This window comes from Terrabacter sp. Root181 (assembly GCF_001428505.1).
Classification (GTDB): Bacteria; Actinomycetota; Actinomycetes; order Actinomycetales; family Dermatophilaceae; genus Terrabacter.
Window position 1 is genome coordinate 439921 of the sequence record NZ_LMHU01000007.1, and the last position, 13638, is coordinate 453558.

Below are 13638 nucleotides of genomic sequence, written 5' to 3' on the forward strand. Positions count from 1 at the left end.
ACGGCGGTCGGTCACGGCGGTCAGCGCGCGGGCAGCCCGTAGCTCGCCCAGACGGCCGCGTGGTCGGCCCGGTTGTACGCCACCTGACCGGCCGCGACGACCGTGAGGCCACGGCTCAGCAGGTGGTCGAGCTGCACGAACGGCGGCAGGCGGTTGCCCGCGAACGGCCACGTGCGCACCCAGCCCTGTCCGTCCGTGAGCTGCGCGTCGGCAAGGCCCGCGGCGAGGTCGCGGAACCCGGGGTGGCCGACGTCCGCGTTGAAGTCGCCGGCCATGACGACGAGCTCGTCGCCGTCGAGTCGCTGCTTCCATGACTGGAGCGCGCGCAGACCGGCGCGCCACTCGACGGTGTCACCGCGGAGCGGCGCCGCCGGATGCGCGACCTTGAGGCGCACCGTGCCGTTGGGCACCGTGACGTCGAGCTCGGGCTGGACGCTCCGGGTGCCCTCGACGTCGGGGTCGGTGCCGAGGCTGCGCACCGAGAGCGGGTAGCGCGACAGGACCATCGTCCCGTTCGAGGTGTTGGCCCGCGCGACCCCTTCGCGTTGGGAGAAGTAGTCGCCGGCGCCTTCGGTGTCCATTCGGCGCAGGAACGCGGGCGTCGCCTCGGTCAGCACGAGGACGTCGACGGCGTGGTAGCGCACGGCGTCCATGAGCTGCCCGGCGTTGGCCGAGCCGACCCACACGTTCGCCGACATGACGGTGAGGTCGCGGTCGGTCTTCGGTGACGACGTCGCCCAGAAGGCCGGCGCCGCGACCGTGGCCGCGACCACGAGCGCGGCGACGACGGGCAGCAGCATCCACCATCGGCGCAGCACGAGCGTGGCGACCGCGAGCAGCATGAGGCCGATGACGACGAAGGGGCCCGCCGTCTGGAGCACCACGACGACGTATGCCGTCGAGTCGTACCAGCGCAACGCCCCGACGGCGACCAGGACGAGGAGGGCGACGCCGATGGCGACGTCGACCCAGCGGCGACGCAGCCATCCGCGGCGACGGCTCGCCGCCGCGCCCGGGTCGCCCGAGGCGCCTGAAGCGCGTGAAGCGCCCGGCGTGACGCCCGGTGGGACGTGCCCGGGGTCGGCCTCCGCGTCGTCGTGCGCGGTCCCCCCGTCGACCTGCTGCACCGTCACGTCAGGCCTGCAGCACGACCGGGATGATCATCGGCCGACGGCGGATCTTGCCGCCGACCCACGAGCCGACCGTGCGGCGGATGACCTGCTGGAGCTGCTGGTCGTCGCGGACGCCGTTGGCAACGGCTTCCTCGATGGCCCGCTCGACCTTCGGGATGACCTGCTGGAAGATCTCCTCGTCCTCGACGAAGCCGCGCGCCGTGATCTCGGGCCCGCTCGCGATCTTGCCGGTGGCCGCGTCGAGCACGACGATGCAGGTGATGAAGCCCTCGTCACGCAGGATCCGGCGGTCCTTGAGCAGGGCCTCGTCTGCCCCGCCCACGCTGCTGCCGTCGACGTAGACGTAGCCGCACTCGACGACGCCGGTCACCTCGGCCACACCGTCGACGAGGTCGACGACGACGCCGTCCTCGGCCAGGACGACGTTGTCCTCGCGGACGCCCGACTGGATCGCGAGCTGGGCGTTGGCGTACATGTGGCGCCACTCGCCGTGCACGGGAAGGACGTTGCGCGGCTTGACGATGTTGTAGCAGTAGAGCAGCTCGCCGGCACTGGCGTGGCCCGAGACGTGCACCTTGGCGTTGCCCTTGTGCACGACGTTGGCGCCGAGGCGCATCAGGCCGTTGATGATGCGGTAGACGGCGTTCTCGTTGCCGGGGATGAGGCTGCTCGCGAGCAGGACGGTGTCACCGGGACCGACGTCGATGCGGTGCTCGCGGTTGGCCATGCGTGACAGGGCCGCCATCGGCTCGCCCTGGGACCCCGTGCAGATGAGGACGAGCTCGTCGTCACGCAGGCTGTCGATCTTCTTGATGTCGATGAGGATGCCGTCAGGCACCTTGAGGTAGCCCAGCTCGGCGGCGATGCCCATGTTGCGCACCATCGAGCGGCCGACCATGGCGACCTTGCGGCCGGCCTTCTCGGCCGCGTCGAGCACCTGCTGGACGCGGTGCACGTGGCTGCTGAAGCAGGCGACGATGATGCGTCGCTCGGCATGACGGAAGACCTTGTCGATGGCCGGGGCGATCTCGAGCTCGGGCGTCGTGAACCCGGGGACGTCGGCGTTCGTCGAGTCGGTGAGGAAGAGGTCGACGCCCTCCTCGCCCAAGCGGGCGAAGGCGCGCAGGTCGGTCAGGCGGCCGTCGAGCGGCAGCTGGTCCATCTTGAAGTCGCCGGTGTGCAGCAGCGTGCCGGCCTCGGTGCGCACGAAGACCGCGAGCGCGTCCGGGATCGAGTGGTTGACCGCGACGAACTCGAGGTCGAAGACGCCGAGCTTCTCGCGCTGGCCCTCCTTGACCGCCATGGAGTACGGCCGGATGCGGTGCTCCTTGAGCTTCGCCTCGACGAGCGCGAGGGTCAGCGTGGAGCCGATGATGGGGATGTCGCCCTTGAGCTTGAGCAGGTAGGGCACCGCGCCGATGTGGTCCTCGTGGCCGTGGGTCAGGACGATGGCCTCGATGTCGTCGAGCCGGTCGGCGATGTAGGTGAAGTCCGGGAGGATGAGGTCGACACCGGGGTGGTGGTCCTCGGGGAAGAGCACGCCGCAGTCGATGACGAGGAGCTTGCCCTTCGTCTCCAGCACGGCCATGTTGCGTCCGACCTCGCCGAGCCCGCCGAGCGCGACGACCCGCAGGCCGTTGTCGGGGAGGGCGGGGGGCGTGGTCAGCTCGGGGTGGGGGTGGCTCACAGGTGTCCTGTCATTCGGTGGTGCTGCCGGGCCGTCGGGGGCTCCGGTCGGAGGTCGTGGGGCGGGTCATCCGGCCGCCGTGAGTGCCGAGATCGCCGCGCGGACGAGGGTGGTCTGCTCCTCGTCCGCCGGCACGAGGGGAAGGCGCACGGCCGGCGACTCGATGAGTCCCTGCACGGCCAGTCCGGCCTTGGCCATGATGGCGCCCTGGGTGACGTTCATGACGGCGTCGACGATCGGGGTGAGGCGTCGGTGCACGGCGCGGGCGTCCTCCCAGCGTCCGTCGACGACGGCGTCGGCCATCTCGCGGTAGGCCGCGGGGGCCACCTGGGACGTGACGCCGACGAAGCCGACGGCGCCGTTGACGAAGTGCGCGAGGTTCATGGCGTCGTCGCCGGAGTACCAGTCGAGGCCGGTCTCCTGCATCATCTCGCTCGCGAACCAGAGGTCGCCTCGAGCGTCCTTCACGGCTGTGATGCGGTCGTGCTCGGCGATGCGCAGGTAGGTCTCGCGGGCGATCGCGATGCCGGACCGGCCCGGGATGTCGTAGACCATGACGGGAAGGTCGCTCGCGTCGGCCAGGGCGGTGAAGTGGGCGACGAGGCCGGCCTGCGGGGGCTTGTTGTAGTAGGGCGTGACGGCGAGGACGGCGTCGGCACCGGCCTTCTGGGCGTGGCGCACCGACTCGACGCTCTTGGCGGTGTCGTTGCTGCCGGCTCCGGCGATGACGACGCAGCGGTCGCCGACGGCCTCGATGACGGCGCGGAGCAGCTCGTCCTTCTCCTCGGCTGAGGTGGTGGGCGACTCTCCGGTCGTGCCCGAGACGACGAGGCCGTCGTGACCGGCGTCGACGAGGTGGGCGGCGACCCGCTGGGCGGCGTCGAGGTCGATCGAGCCGTCTGGCCGCATGGGCGTGACCATCGCCGAGAGAACACGTCCGAGGGCGGGTGTGTCAGCCATGCGCCCAAGGTTAGCGCCAGTGCCCGTGCGCACGGCGCCGCGCCCACCTCGGACGCGCGCGCCGCTCACGCCGGGCACGCGAACGGCGAGGCACTACTCGCTCGGGGGTCCGAGTAGTGCCTCGCCACTGACTACATCGCTGGTCGCCGACGTGCGTTACAGCCCGTTCGGACCTTTTCCCGGCCGATGCCGTATGCCGTGTCAGCCGCGCCGCTCGTAGGTGACCCAGGCGAAGCCGGGCTGCTCGTCGCGGCTGGTCGGGGCCCAGACCGACGGGTCGATGGCGGGGAACGTGACGGAGCCCTCCGGCGACTGGTCGACCTCGGTGACGAGGAGGCGGACGGCATACGGCATGGCCTGGCGGTAGACCTCTCCCCCGCCGACGACGAAGACCTGCTCGGCGTCGGCGACGAGCGCGAGCGCCTCCGGGAGGGAGTGCGCGACCTCGACGCCGGGCGCGCTCCAGTCACGCTGCCGGGTCACGACGACGCTGCGCCGGCCGGGCAGCGTCCCCATCGAGTCGTAGGTGCGCCGGCCCATGACCATCGGGTGGCCCATCGTGGTGCGCTTGAAGAACTTGAGGTCCTCGGAGAGGTGCCACGGCATCGTCAGCCCGTCGCCGATCACGCCGTTGCGGCCGACGGCGGCGATCATCGTGACGTTCGGCAGGGCGGTGGTCATGGCGCCAAGGCTCCCAGACGCGGGCGGCTCAGACGGCGATGGGGGCCCTGATGCCCGGGTCCGCGACGTAGTCGACGAGCTCGAAGTCGTCGAGGTCGAAGTCGTCGATGTCCGTCTTGCCGGGTGTGATGCGCATCGTCGGCAGGGGGTGCGGCGTGCGGGCCAGCTGCAGGCGGGCCTGGTCGAGGTGGTTGAGGTAGAGGTGCGCGTCGCCGAGCGTGTGCACGAACTCCCCCGGCTCGAGGTCGGTCAGCTGGGCCACCATCTGGGTCAGCAGGGCGTAGCTCGCGATGTTGAACGGGACGCCGAGGAAGATGTCGGCGCTGCGCTGGTAGAGCTGGCACGAGAGGCGTCGCCGGCCGTCGGCACCGGGCGGCGAGACGTAGAACTGGAACATCGTGTGGCACGGCGGCAGCGCCATGTCGTCGACGTCCGCGACGTTCCACGCCGAGACGATGAGACGGCGGCTGTCGGGGTTGGTGCGGATCTGCTCGATGACCTTGGCGATCTGGTCGACCCGCCGGCCGTCGGGCGTGGGCCACGAGCGCCACTGGTAGCCGTAGATCGGACCGAGGTCGCCGGTCGCGGGGTCGGCCCACTCGTCCCAGATCGAGATGCCGCGCTCCTGGAGCCAGCGCACGTTGGTGTCGCCGCGGAGGAACCACAGCAGCTCGCCGATGATCGAGCGCAGGTGCAGCTTCTTCGTCGTCATGGCCGGGAAGCCGTCGGCGAGGTCGAAGCGCATCTGGTGCCCGAACACGCTGAGCGTGCCCGTGCCGGTCCGGTCGGACTTCTCCTGACCGTGGGTCAGGACGTGGTCGAGGAGGTCGAGGTACTGCCGCACGACCGCAGCCTAACCCCGAGGGGCGACACCACCTCGCCGGGTCGACCGGGACTCACCGGGCGAGCGCGACGAAGACGTCGTAGACCATGAAGGCCGGCCAGAAGAGTCCCTGGAAGAGCGCGAAGACGTACTCCCAGAAGACGTCGGCCTGCTGCCAGAAGAAGACCCACGCCCCGAAGATGCCCAAGCCGTAGAGGGCGCCACCGCCGGCTGCACCTGCATTGCTGTTTGCCATCGCTCGCTCCTTCGCCTTTCTCCCAGTCTGCGCCGCTCACGTGCGGCTGACGGAGAGTCGAGGCCCATCTCACGCAGGCAGGAGGAGCCTGACCCGGTCAGGCGTCGTAGTCGAGGCTGACCTCGTCGGTGACCGGGTGGCTCTGGCAGGCGAGCACGATGCCGGCGGCCACCTCCTCGGGCTCGAGCGCGTAGTTGCGGTCCATCCGGACCTCGCCCGAGACGAGCCGGGCGCGGCACGTGCCGCACACGCCGCCGGTGCACGAGTAGGGGGCGTCGGGGCGGGCCCGCAGCGTCGCGTCGAGGATCGTCTCCTCGCGGCTCGGCATCGGGATGACCGTGGTCCGCCCGTCGAGGTTCACCGTGACCGTGGCCTCGGGCGGTGCGCCCGCGTCGACGACGACCTTGCGCTTGGGCTCCGTGCCGTCGTCGACGTGGAAGATCTCGTGGTGGATGTGCCGCGGGTCGACGCCACGCTCGGTCAGCAGCGACTCCGCGCCGGTGACCATCCCGAACGGCCCGCAGAGGTACCACTCGTCGACGGTCCCGACCGGGAGCAGCGAGCCGAAGATCGCCGTGAGCCGGTCGCTGTCGAGACGGCCGTGGAAGAGGTCGACGTCCTGGGCCTCTCGCGAGAGCACGTTGACGAGGTGGAAGCGGCCCGGGAAGCGGTTCTTGAGGTCCTCGAGCTCCTCGAGGAACATGATCGAGCTGGTGCGGCGGTTGCCGAAGAGCAGCGTCGCCCGCGACCCGGGCTCCTCCTCGAGCGCGCTCGTCAGCAGCGAGATCACGGGCGTGATGCCCGAGCCGGCCGCGATCGCGACGTGATGTCGTATGCCGTCCGGCCGGGTCGCGCAGGTGAAGGACCCCTGGGGGGTCATGACCTCGACGACCGTGCCGGGCGAGACGCCGTCGTTGAGCCAGTTGGACATGCGCCCCTCGGGGACGCGCGCCGCGGCGACCCGGAGGCTGCGTCCGGCGGGGTCGGCCCGACGTGACTGGCAGATCGAGTAGGACTGCCGCACGTCCTCACCGCAGATCTGCGCGCGGAGCGTCAGGTGCTGGCCGGGCTCGAAGGCGAACTCGTCGACGAGGTCCTCCGGTACCGCGAAGGTGACGGCCACGGCCTCGTCGGTGAGGCGCTCGACGGAGGTCACCGTGAGCGGGTGGAAGCGCGCGCGGTGGCGCGCGCCCGTGGTCTGGGCAGGAGCCGTGTCGGCGGCGGGATCGGTTGCGGTCGGGGTGGAGACGTCGGTCATTCAGATGGCCTTGAACTCGTCGAAGGGCTCGAGGCACGCGTTGCACCGGCGCAGGGCCTTGCACGCGGTCGAGCCGAAGTGGGCGATCTCGGTGGTGTCGGCGGAGCCGCAGCGGGGGCAGGCGACGACGTGGCGGCTCAGGGTCACGGGCACCGGACCCTGCGGCTCCCCCACCGGCGCAGGTCCGGGAGGCACGATGCCGAAGCGCAGCAGGGCCGCTCGTCCCTCGTCGCTCATCCAGTCGGTCGTCCACGCCGGCGACAGCTGCGTGCGGACGTCGGCGGCATACCCCATGCGGTCGGCCTCGAACACGATGCGTGACGCGATCGCCTCCATGGCCGGGCACCCGCTGTAGGTCGGGGTGATGGTCACGGCGACGGTGTGCGCGTGCTCGTCGACGTCGACGGCTCGGAGGATGCCGAGGTCGGCGATGTTGATGACCGGCACCTCGGGGTCCGGGATGCGCGAGATCGCCTCTGCGACAGCGGACTCCACTGCCACGGCACTCACCACGTCGCGCCGGGATGGGATCGGGCGATGTGCTGCATCTCGGCGAGGAGGGAGCCCATGGGCCGCGAGTGGATGCCGGCGCGGCCGCCGCGTGAGCGCCATCGCGAGCCGTCGGGCAGTGTCAGGGTGCCCTGCTCGACGACGCGCGCGACCCGGGCCACGACGGGGTCGTGCAGGGTCGAGGGCAGCACTCCGGCACCGAGGTCGGCCGCGAGCACGGACGCCTCGTCGTCGTCGAAGAGCTCGGCGAGGTGGGGCAGCACGCGCTCGAGCGCGGCCTGCATGCGGCGGTGGGACTCGTCGGTGCCGTCACCGAGGCGCACGACCCAGAGCGAGGCGTGGTCGAGGTGGTAGCGCACCTCCTTGAGCGCCTTGCCCGCGACGCCCGCGACCACGTCGTCGCTCGAGCCGGTCAGCGCCGTGTGCAGCTCGACCTGGTAGGCCGAGAACCACAGCAGCCGGGCCATCTCGTCGGCGAAGTCGCCGCGCTCCTGCTCGACGAGGTGGACGTTGCGCCACTCCCGCTCGTCGCGCTGCATGGCGTAGTCGTCCTCGCCACGTCCGGTGCCGTCGATCGAGCCGATGTAGGGGTAGAGCCCGCGCGCCTGGCCGAGCAGGTCGAGCGCGACGTTGCCGAGCGCCATGTCCTCCTCGATCTGCGGGGCGTTCGTCATCCACTCGCCGAGCCGCTGCGCGTAGACCATGGCGTCGTCGGCGAGCCCGAGGAGGTAGGCGGCATACGGCTTGGCCCCGGGGGCGGCACCGGTGTTCTCGGCGGCGCCGGGCAGCGGCTCACGCTCCGCGGACTCGGAGGCGGACGTCGCCGGGTCGGTCACGGGCTCGGTGACCGGCGTGGTGCCGGTGTCGGAGGAGCTCATCGGGGCGCTCATAGGTACTCGACATCCTCGGGCACGTCGTAGAACGTCGGGTGACGGTAGATCTTGTCGCCGGCCGGGTCGAAGAACGAGTCCTTCTCGGACGGGCTGCTCGCCGTCACGTCGTCGGCCCGGACGACCCAGATCGAGACGCCCTCCTGGCGGCGGGTGTAGACGTCGCGCGCGTTGCGCAGGGCGAGCTCGGCGTCGGGCGCGTGGAGCGAGCCGACGTGCACGTGGGACAGGCCGCGCTTGCCGCGTACGAAGACCTCCCAGAGCGGCCAGCTGCGTTCCCCCTGCGGCGGCGCGGCGGGCGCGGCGGGCGCGGCGGGCTGATGCGTCCGCGCAGGCTCGGACGGGGCCCCGGCACCGGTGGTCGGGGTGGTGGCTCCGCTCACGCGGCACTCTCCTGTGAGGTCGAGGGGGAGGTCGAGGGCGACGGGTGCTTGGCGGCGTACGCGTTGGCGGCCTCGCGCACCCACGCGCCCTCGTCGTGGGCTCGGCTGCGGTGCTCGATGCGCTCGGCGTTGCACGGGCCGTCGCCGCGCAGGACCTGCCAGAACTCGTCCCAGTCGATCTCGCCGAAGTCCCAGTGGCCGCGCTCCTCGTTCCAGCGCAGGTCGGGGTCGGGCAGGGTGAGGCCGAGCTTCTGGGCCTGCGGGACGGTCATGTCGACGAACTTCTGGCGGAGGTCGTCGTTGCTGAAACGCTTGATGCCCCAGGCCATCGACTGCTCGGTGTGGCCGCCCTTGGCGGCCTCGCCGGTGTCGGGCGGCCCGAACATCGCGAGCGCCGGCCACCACCAGCGGTCGGCGGCGTCCTGCGCCATGGCCTGCTGAGACTCGGTGCCGCGCATGAGGGTCCAGAGGATCTCGAAGCCCTGCCGCTGGTGGAAGGACTCCTCCTTGCAGACGCGGATCATGGCGCGTGCGTACGGCCCGTAGGAGCAGCGGCACAGCGGGACCTGGTTCATGATGGCCGCACCGTCGACGAGCCAGCCGATGGCACCGCAGTCGGCCCACGTCAGGGTCGGGTAGTTGAAGATCGAGGAGTACTTCTGCTTGCCGTCGTGCAGCCGGTCGAGCAGCTCCTGGCGGTCGATGCCGAGGGTCTCGGCGGCGGAGTAGAGGTAGAGCCCGTGACCGGCCTCGTCCTGCACCTTGGCGATGAGGATGGCCTTGCGGCGCAGCGACGGGGCGCGCGTGATCCAGTTGCCCTCGGGCTGCATGCCGATGATCTCGGAGTGCGCGTGCTGGGCGATCTGGCGGATCAGCGTCTCGCGGTACTTCTCCGGCATCTCGTCGCGCGGCTCGATGCGCTGGTCGGCCGCGAGGAGCGCGTCGAAGTCGCCACCGACCGTGTCCCGGCCGCCCCGCTGGTCGTCGTGCTCGGCCGCCGCGTCGTAGGCGTCGGTCTCGGCCGCGTTCAGCGGTTCGTTCGGGTCGATGACGTCGTTGCCATACATGAGTCCAGTATGCGAGATGGGGCCGGGGGCGTCCAAAGCCGGGGTCCGTCGGGCGGCGCAGCGGGGGCGCGGCCGCCTGAGAGGATGCCCGGGTGGCACACGACGAGCAGACGCCCCACCCGCACGACCACCCGCCCGACCACCCGCACGACCACCCGCACGACAACGGTCACGCCCAGGGTGACGACCACGGGCGCGGACCGGTCGCCGACGCATCGGTGAGGGTGGCTCGCGCCTCCGACGCCCCCGCGGTCGGCCTGGTGCAGGCCGTGGTCTTCCGGGAGGCGTATGCCGCCGTGCTCGCCCCCGAGGTGCTCGGCACCTTCGAGCCGCGGGCGTTCGCGAACGCCTGGCGCACGACGCTCGAGGGCGAGAGGTCCGGCGACGGAGTGCTGCTCGTGGCGTGCGCGGGCGAACAGGTGGTCGGGTTCGCCGCGGTCGGCGCGTCGGACGACGCTGACACGGACCCCGGCAGGGCCGAGCTGATCGTGCTCGGCGTGCACCCCGACGCCCGCCGCCAGGGGCACGGCTCGCGCCTGCTCCACGCGGTCGTCGACACCGCGCGAGGGCGTGGCCGGTCCGAGCTCGCCGCCTGGGTGCTCGCCACGGACGACGACACGCGCGACTTCCTCACGGCCGCCGGGATGGTGGCCGACGGGGCGCACCGCGAGCGCGTGGTGTCGCCCGACGGCGCCACGGCCGGCGAGCTGCGGCTGTCAGCGGCCCTTGCCGACGAGGCCACGGACGCGCCCGCCCATGACGCCACCCACGACGCCACCCACGAGGCCACCGGAGTCAGGGACCCGGAGGGTCCGTGACCGCAACCGTCGACCCGGGGGCACGACGGGCCGTCGTGCGCCAGAGCCTGTCGGTGGGCGTCGCCACCGGCGCCTACGGCATCAGCTTCGGCGCGCTCGCCGTCGCGGCGGGGCTCGACACGTGGCAGGCCATGGCCCTCTCCCTGCTCATGTTCACCGGTGGCTCGCAGTTCGCCTTCGTCGGCATCGTCGCGACCGGCCTGCACGCCGCACCGGCGGCGATCGCGGCGTCGTCGATGCTGGGGATCCGCAACGGCCTCTACGCCCTGGAGCTGACGCAGCTGCTCGGGGTCCGCGGAGCCCGACGGGTCGCGGCCGCACACCTGACCATCGACGAGTCGACGGCGGTCGCCGTGGCCCAGGACGAGGTGCGCACGTCGCGACTCGGCTTCTGGCTCACCGGGTTGACCGTCTTCGTCCTCTGGAACCTCAGCACCCTCGCCGGTGCGCTCATCGGCAACCTCATCGGCGACCCACGCACCTACGGGCTCGACGCCGCGGCCTGCGCCGCCTTCACCGCCCTGCTCTGGCCGCGTCTGCGCGACCGCGACGCCGTCGCCATCGCGGTCGTCGGTGCCGTCGTCGCGGTGCTGCTGTCACCGACCATGCCACCCGGCATACCCGTCGTGGCTGCCGCCGCCGCCTCGCTGCTGGCGTGGCGCACGCCGAGGAGGGAGCACGCATGAGCCTCTGGACCGCGCTGCTCGTGGCGGCCGCGATCGCCTTCGGGCTCAAGCTCGCCGGACACCTCGTGCCCGCACACCTGCTCGACGCCCCGCGCGTCCGCCGGATCACGGCGGCCCTGCCCATCGCCCTGCTGGCCGCCCTGGTCGCGACGCAGGCGTTCACCGGGCCCGACGGGGCATTCGTCCTCGATGCGCGCGCGGTCGCCGTGGGTGTCGCCGTCGTCGCGCTCCTGCTCCGAGCACCGTTCATCGTCGTCGTCGTGCTCGGGGCCGCCACCGCGGCGCTCCTGCGCGCGCTGGGCTGGGCCTGAGCCGTGGCCGACGCCGACGACGTGCGCCGACTGGCCCTCGCGCTGCCCGGCGTCGAGGAGATCGCCAGCGACGGGTTCGACTTCCGGGTGGGCAACCACGGCTTCGTCTGGTCCTACCCGGAGCGGATCCCGGGCCGGCGGCGCGTCATCCGCACCGACATCGCGGTGCTCTACGTCGGCGACGAGGCCGAGAAGCAGGCCCTCGTGCTCGGCGAGCCGGACCTCTTCTTCACGACACCCGCCTACGACGGGTCTCCGCTCGTCATGGTCCGGCTCGAGCGCGTCGACGCCGTCCGGCTCGACGAGCTCGTCACCGACGCCTGGCGGATGCGCGCCCCGGCCGACCTGCTCGACGACTGAACCGTCGCCGCCGCGTCCGACGTGACGGCGATGGGACGGCGATGGGGACGGCGACGGTCGTGGCACGGCTCAGGCGTGCGCGTCGCAGACGGGCTGGAGGGGGCGGCCCGACAGGTCCTCGCGGTTGTGCATCCGGCTCGTCGGTGTGCCGCAGACGTGGCACGCGGCGAGGTGGACGGCCTCGTCGCTGAACGGCACGCTCATCCGTTCGTCGAAGACGTAGAGGTGGCCCTCCCAGAGGCCCCGGTCGCCCCGCTTCTCGCCGTAGCGCGCGATGCCGCCGTCGAGCTGGTAGACCTCCTCGAAACCACGCGAGCGCATGAGGGTCGTCAGCACCTCGCAGCGGATGCCGCCCGTGCAGTAGGTGACGACCGGGCGGCCCTTGAGGTCGTCCCAGCGGCCGGCGTCGAGCTCGCGGACGAAGTCGCTCGTGTGCCGGATGTCCGGCACGACAGCGCCGCGGAAGCGACCGACCTGGGCCTCGACCGCGTTGCGGCCGTCGAAGAGCACGACGTCGTCACCCCGCTCGGCGACGAGGGCGTCGAGCTCGTCGGGGCGCAGCCTCGTCCCTCCCCCGACGATGCCCTGCTCGTCGACGACGACCTCGTCGGGCACCCCGAACGACACGATCTCGTCGCGGGTCCTGACGACGAGCCTGGGGAAGTCGAGGGTGCGTCCGTCGGGGTCCAGCCCGGTGCCGTCACTCCACTTCACGTCGATGTCGTGGAACGGCGCGTACTCCTTCGTCTTGCGGACGTACGTCTTGAGCACCGTCACGTCGCCGCCCACCGTCGCGTTGATCCCGTGTCGGGACAGCAGGATCCGCCCGCGCAGGCCGAGACCCTCGCAGAGGTCGCGCTGCCAGAGCCGGAGCGCGTCGGGGTCGGCGACCGGCCGGAACGCGTAGAAGAGGACGACCTTGGGGATGGCCACGTCGGTCTCGTAGGGGCTCGTCGGTTGCCGGGGGCTCAGTCGAGGCCGAGGTAGTGCTCGAGCCCGACGGTCAGGCCGGGGTGGTCGGCGACGGCGCGCACGGCGGCGATGACACCGGGCATGAAGCTGCCGCGGTCGAAGGAGTCGTGGCGCAGGGTCAGCATCTCCCCCGCGTTGCCGAGCAGCACCTCCTGGTGGGCCGTGAGACCCCGCAGTCGCACGGAGTGCACGGGTATGCCGTCCACCCGGGCGCCGCGGGCACCGTCGGGGTCGTGGGTCGTCGCGTCGGGCACCGGCGCACAACCCGCCCCGGACCGTGCCTGCCCGATCATCGCCGCCGTGCGCGCGGCGGTGCCGGACGGCGCGTCCACCTTGGCCGGGTGGTGCAGCTCGATGACCTCGACGGACTCGAAGAAGGGGGCGGCCTTGGCGGCGAACGACATCATGAGCAGCGCGCCGATCGCGAAGTTGGGCGCGATGAGGACGCCCACCCCTGCACCCGAGGCGGCAGGCGGCGCATCGGACAGCTGGCCGCGGAGCGTCTCGAGACGCGCGTCGTCCCATCCTGTCGTGCCGACGACGACGTGGACGCCACGCTCGACGCAGTGGGCGACGTTGGCGGGCGAGGCACCCGGGACGGTCAGCTCGACGACCACCTCGGCCCCACCGAGGTCACCGAGGTCGTCGCCGGAGCCGTAGGCACCGACGAGGGTCAGGCCCGGGGCGCCCTCGACGGCTCGCACCGCCTCCGAGCCCATCCGGCCGCTCGCACCGATGACGGCGACCTTGGTGTCGCGGGACGGCTGGCCTGTCGAGTCGCTCACCCGGCCAGCCTAACGAGCCGGCCCGCGCGCGGAACGAGGCACACGGCATACGGACTCG

At 71.9% G+C, this 13638-nt stretch carries 17 protein-coding genes; 4 read left to right on the top strand and 13 right to left on the bottom strand.

What is annotated here, in order from left to right; all coding sequences use genetic code 11:
- Positions 1-20 precede the first annotated feature (20 nt).
- The 11 genes from ASD90_RS16245 to paaA all read right to left on the bottom strand — a co-directional run bounded on the left by ASD90_RS16245 (position 21) and on the right by paaA (position 9648).
- Positions 21-1133: an endonuclease/exonuclease/phosphatase family protein gene (locus ASD90_RS16245; protein ID WP_056758770.1), complete on the bottom strand. Its 1113-nt coding sequence runs from the start codon at positions 1131-1133 to the stop codon at positions 21-23.
- 1 nt (position 1134) lies between these two features.
- Positions 1135-2820 (bottom strand): ribonuclease J, encoded by a 1686-nt coding sequence (locus ASD90_RS16250; protein ID WP_056758772.1) that lies wholly within the window; start codon positions 2818-2820, stop codon positions 1135-1137.
- 66 nt (positions 2821-2886) lie between these two features.
- A complete protein-coding gene (dapA, locus tag ASD90_RS16255; protein WP_056758775.1) occupies positions 2887-3780 on the bottom strand; it encodes a 4-hydroxy-tetrahydrodipicolinate synthase in 894 nt (297 codons plus the stop codon).
- Between the two features lie 201 nt (positions 3781-3981).
- Positions 3982-4461 carry a dihydrofolate reductase gene (locus tag ASD90_RS16260; protein ID WP_056758778.1) on the bottom strand — a complete coding sequence of 160 codons (480 nt, stop codon included), beginning with the start codon at positions 4459-4461 and terminating at the stop codon, positions 3982-3984.
- A 28-nt stretch (positions 4462-4489) separates the two neighbouring features.
- Complete coding sequence (locus ASD90_RS16265) at positions 4490-5305, bottom strand: thymidylate synthase (RefSeq protein WP_056758780.1); 816 nt, start codon at positions 5303-5305, stop codon at positions 4490-4492.
- A gap of 52 nt (positions 5306-5357) precedes the next feature.
- Complete coding sequence (locus ASD90_RS16270) at positions 5358-5540, bottom strand: hypothetical protein (protein WP_056758783.1); 183 nt, start codon at positions 5538-5540, stop codon at positions 5358-5360.
- 97 nt (positions 5541-5637) lie between these two features.
- Positions 5638-6798, bottom strand: a complete 1161-nt coding sequence (paaE, locus tag ASD90_RS16275) for a 1,2-phenylacetyl-CoA epoxidase subunit PaaE (RefSeq protein WP_056758787.1) — start codon at positions 6796-6798, stop codon at positions 5638-5640.
- Positions 6799-7293 carry a 1,2-phenylacetyl-CoA epoxidase subunit PaaD gene (gene paaD, locus ASD90_RS16280; RefSeq protein WP_369793619.1) on the bottom strand — a complete coding sequence of 165 codons (495 nt, stop codon included), beginning with the start codon at positions 7291-7293 and terminating at the stop codon, positions 6799-6801. It lies immediately after the preceding gene.
- An 11-nt stretch (positions 7294-7304) separates the two neighbouring features.
- Complete coding sequence (gene paaC, locus ASD90_RS16285; RefSeq protein ID WP_235506698.1) at positions 7305-8186, bottom strand: 1,2-phenylacetyl-CoA epoxidase subunit PaaC; 882 nt, start codon at positions 8184-8186, stop codon at positions 7305-7307.
- A gap of 8 nt (positions 8187-8194) precedes the next feature.
- Positions 8195-8581 (bottom strand): 1,2-phenylacetyl-CoA epoxidase subunit PaaB, encoded by a 387-nt coding sequence (paaB, locus tag ASD90_RS23060; protein ID WP_082588791.1) that lies wholly within the window; start codon positions 8579-8581, stop codon positions 8195-8197.
- Entirely contained in the window at positions 8578-9648 is a 1071-nt protein-coding gene (gene paaA, locus ASD90_RS16295; RefSeq protein WP_056758793.1) for a 1,2-phenylacetyl-CoA epoxidase subunit PaaA, read from the bottom strand. Before paaA ends, paaB begins: the two co-directional genes overlap by 4 nt.
- A 92-nt stretch (positions 9649-9740) precedes the next feature.
- Here paaA and ASD90_RS16300 point away from each other — a divergent pair, with 92 nt between their 5' ends.
- The 4 genes from ASD90_RS16300 to ASD90_RS16315 are packed head-to-tail and all read left to right on the top strand — an operon-like array spanning position 9741 to position 11823.
- Positions 9741-10466, top strand: a complete 726-nt coding sequence (locus tag ASD90_RS16300) for a GNAT family N-acetyltransferase (protein ID WP_056758796.1) — start codon at positions 9741-9743, stop codon at positions 10464-10466.
- Entirely contained in the window at positions 10463-11152 is a 690-nt protein-coding gene (locus ASD90_RS16305; protein WP_056758799.1) for an AzlC family ABC transporter permease, read from the top strand. The genes ASD90_RS16300 and ASD90_RS16305 overlap by 4 nt, the downstream gene beginning before the upstream one ends.
- Positions 11149-11463: an AzlD domain-containing protein gene (locus ASD90_RS16310; RefSeq protein WP_056758801.1), complete on the top strand. Its 315-nt coding sequence runs from the start codon at positions 11149-11151 to the stop codon at positions 11461-11463. Before ASD90_RS16305 ends, ASD90_RS16310 begins: the two co-directional genes overlap by 4 nt.
- A 3-nt stretch (positions 11464-11466) precedes the next feature.
- A complete protein-coding gene (locus ASD90_RS16315) occupies positions 11467-11823 on the top strand; it encodes an MmcQ/YjbR family DNA-binding protein (protein ID WP_056758803.1) in 357 nt (118 codons plus the stop codon).
- A gap of 69 nt (positions 11824-11892) precedes the next feature.
- Here the strand turns inward: ASD90_RS16315 and ASD90_RS16320 are convergent, their stop codons facing one another.
- The gene (locus tag ASD90_RS16320; RefSeq protein ID WP_056758806.1) at positions 11893-12756 is read right to left on the bottom strand and encodes a rhodanese-related sulfurtransferase; all 864 of its coding nucleotides are present in this window, start codon (positions 12754-12756) and stop codon (positions 11893-11895) included.
- A 35-nt stretch (positions 12757-12791) separates the two neighbouring features.
- A complete protein-coding gene (gene dapB, locus ASD90_RS16325; protein WP_082588792.1) occupies positions 12792-13580 on the bottom strand; it encodes a 4-hydroxy-tetrahydrodipicolinate reductase in 789 nt (262 codons plus the stop codon).
- Positions 13581-13638: the final 58 nt, after the last annotated feature.

Bases quoted from the DNA above. Each gene is read 5' to 3' on its own strand.
- dapA (WP_056758775.1), bottom strand. From the start codon at position 3,780: ATGGCTGACACACCCGCCCTCGGACGTGTTCTCTCGGCGATGGTCACG.
- ASD90_RS16260 (WP_056758778.1), bottom strand. From the start codon at position 4,461: ATGACCACCGCCCTGCCGAACGTCACGATGATCGCCGCCGTCGGCCGC.
- ASD90_RS16270 (WP_056758783.1), bottom strand. From the start codon at position 5,540: ATGGCAAACAGCAATGCAGGTGCAGCCGGCGGTGGCGCCCTCTACGGC.
- paaA (WP_056758793.1), bottom strand. From the start codon at position 9,648: ATGTATGGCAACGACGTCATCGACCCGAACGAACCGCTGAACGCGGCC.
- paaE (WP_056758787.1), bottom strand. From the start codon at position 6,798: ATGACCGACGTCTCCACCCCGACCGCAACCGATCCCGCCGCCGACACG.
- paaC (WP_235506698.1), bottom strand. From the start codon at position 8,186: ATGAGCTCCTCCGACACCGGCACCACGCCGGTCACCGAGCCCGTGACC.
- ASD90_RS16310 (WP_056758801.1), top strand. From the start codon at position 11,149: ATGAGCCTCTGGACCGCGCTGCTCGTGGCGGCCGCGATCGCCTTCGGG.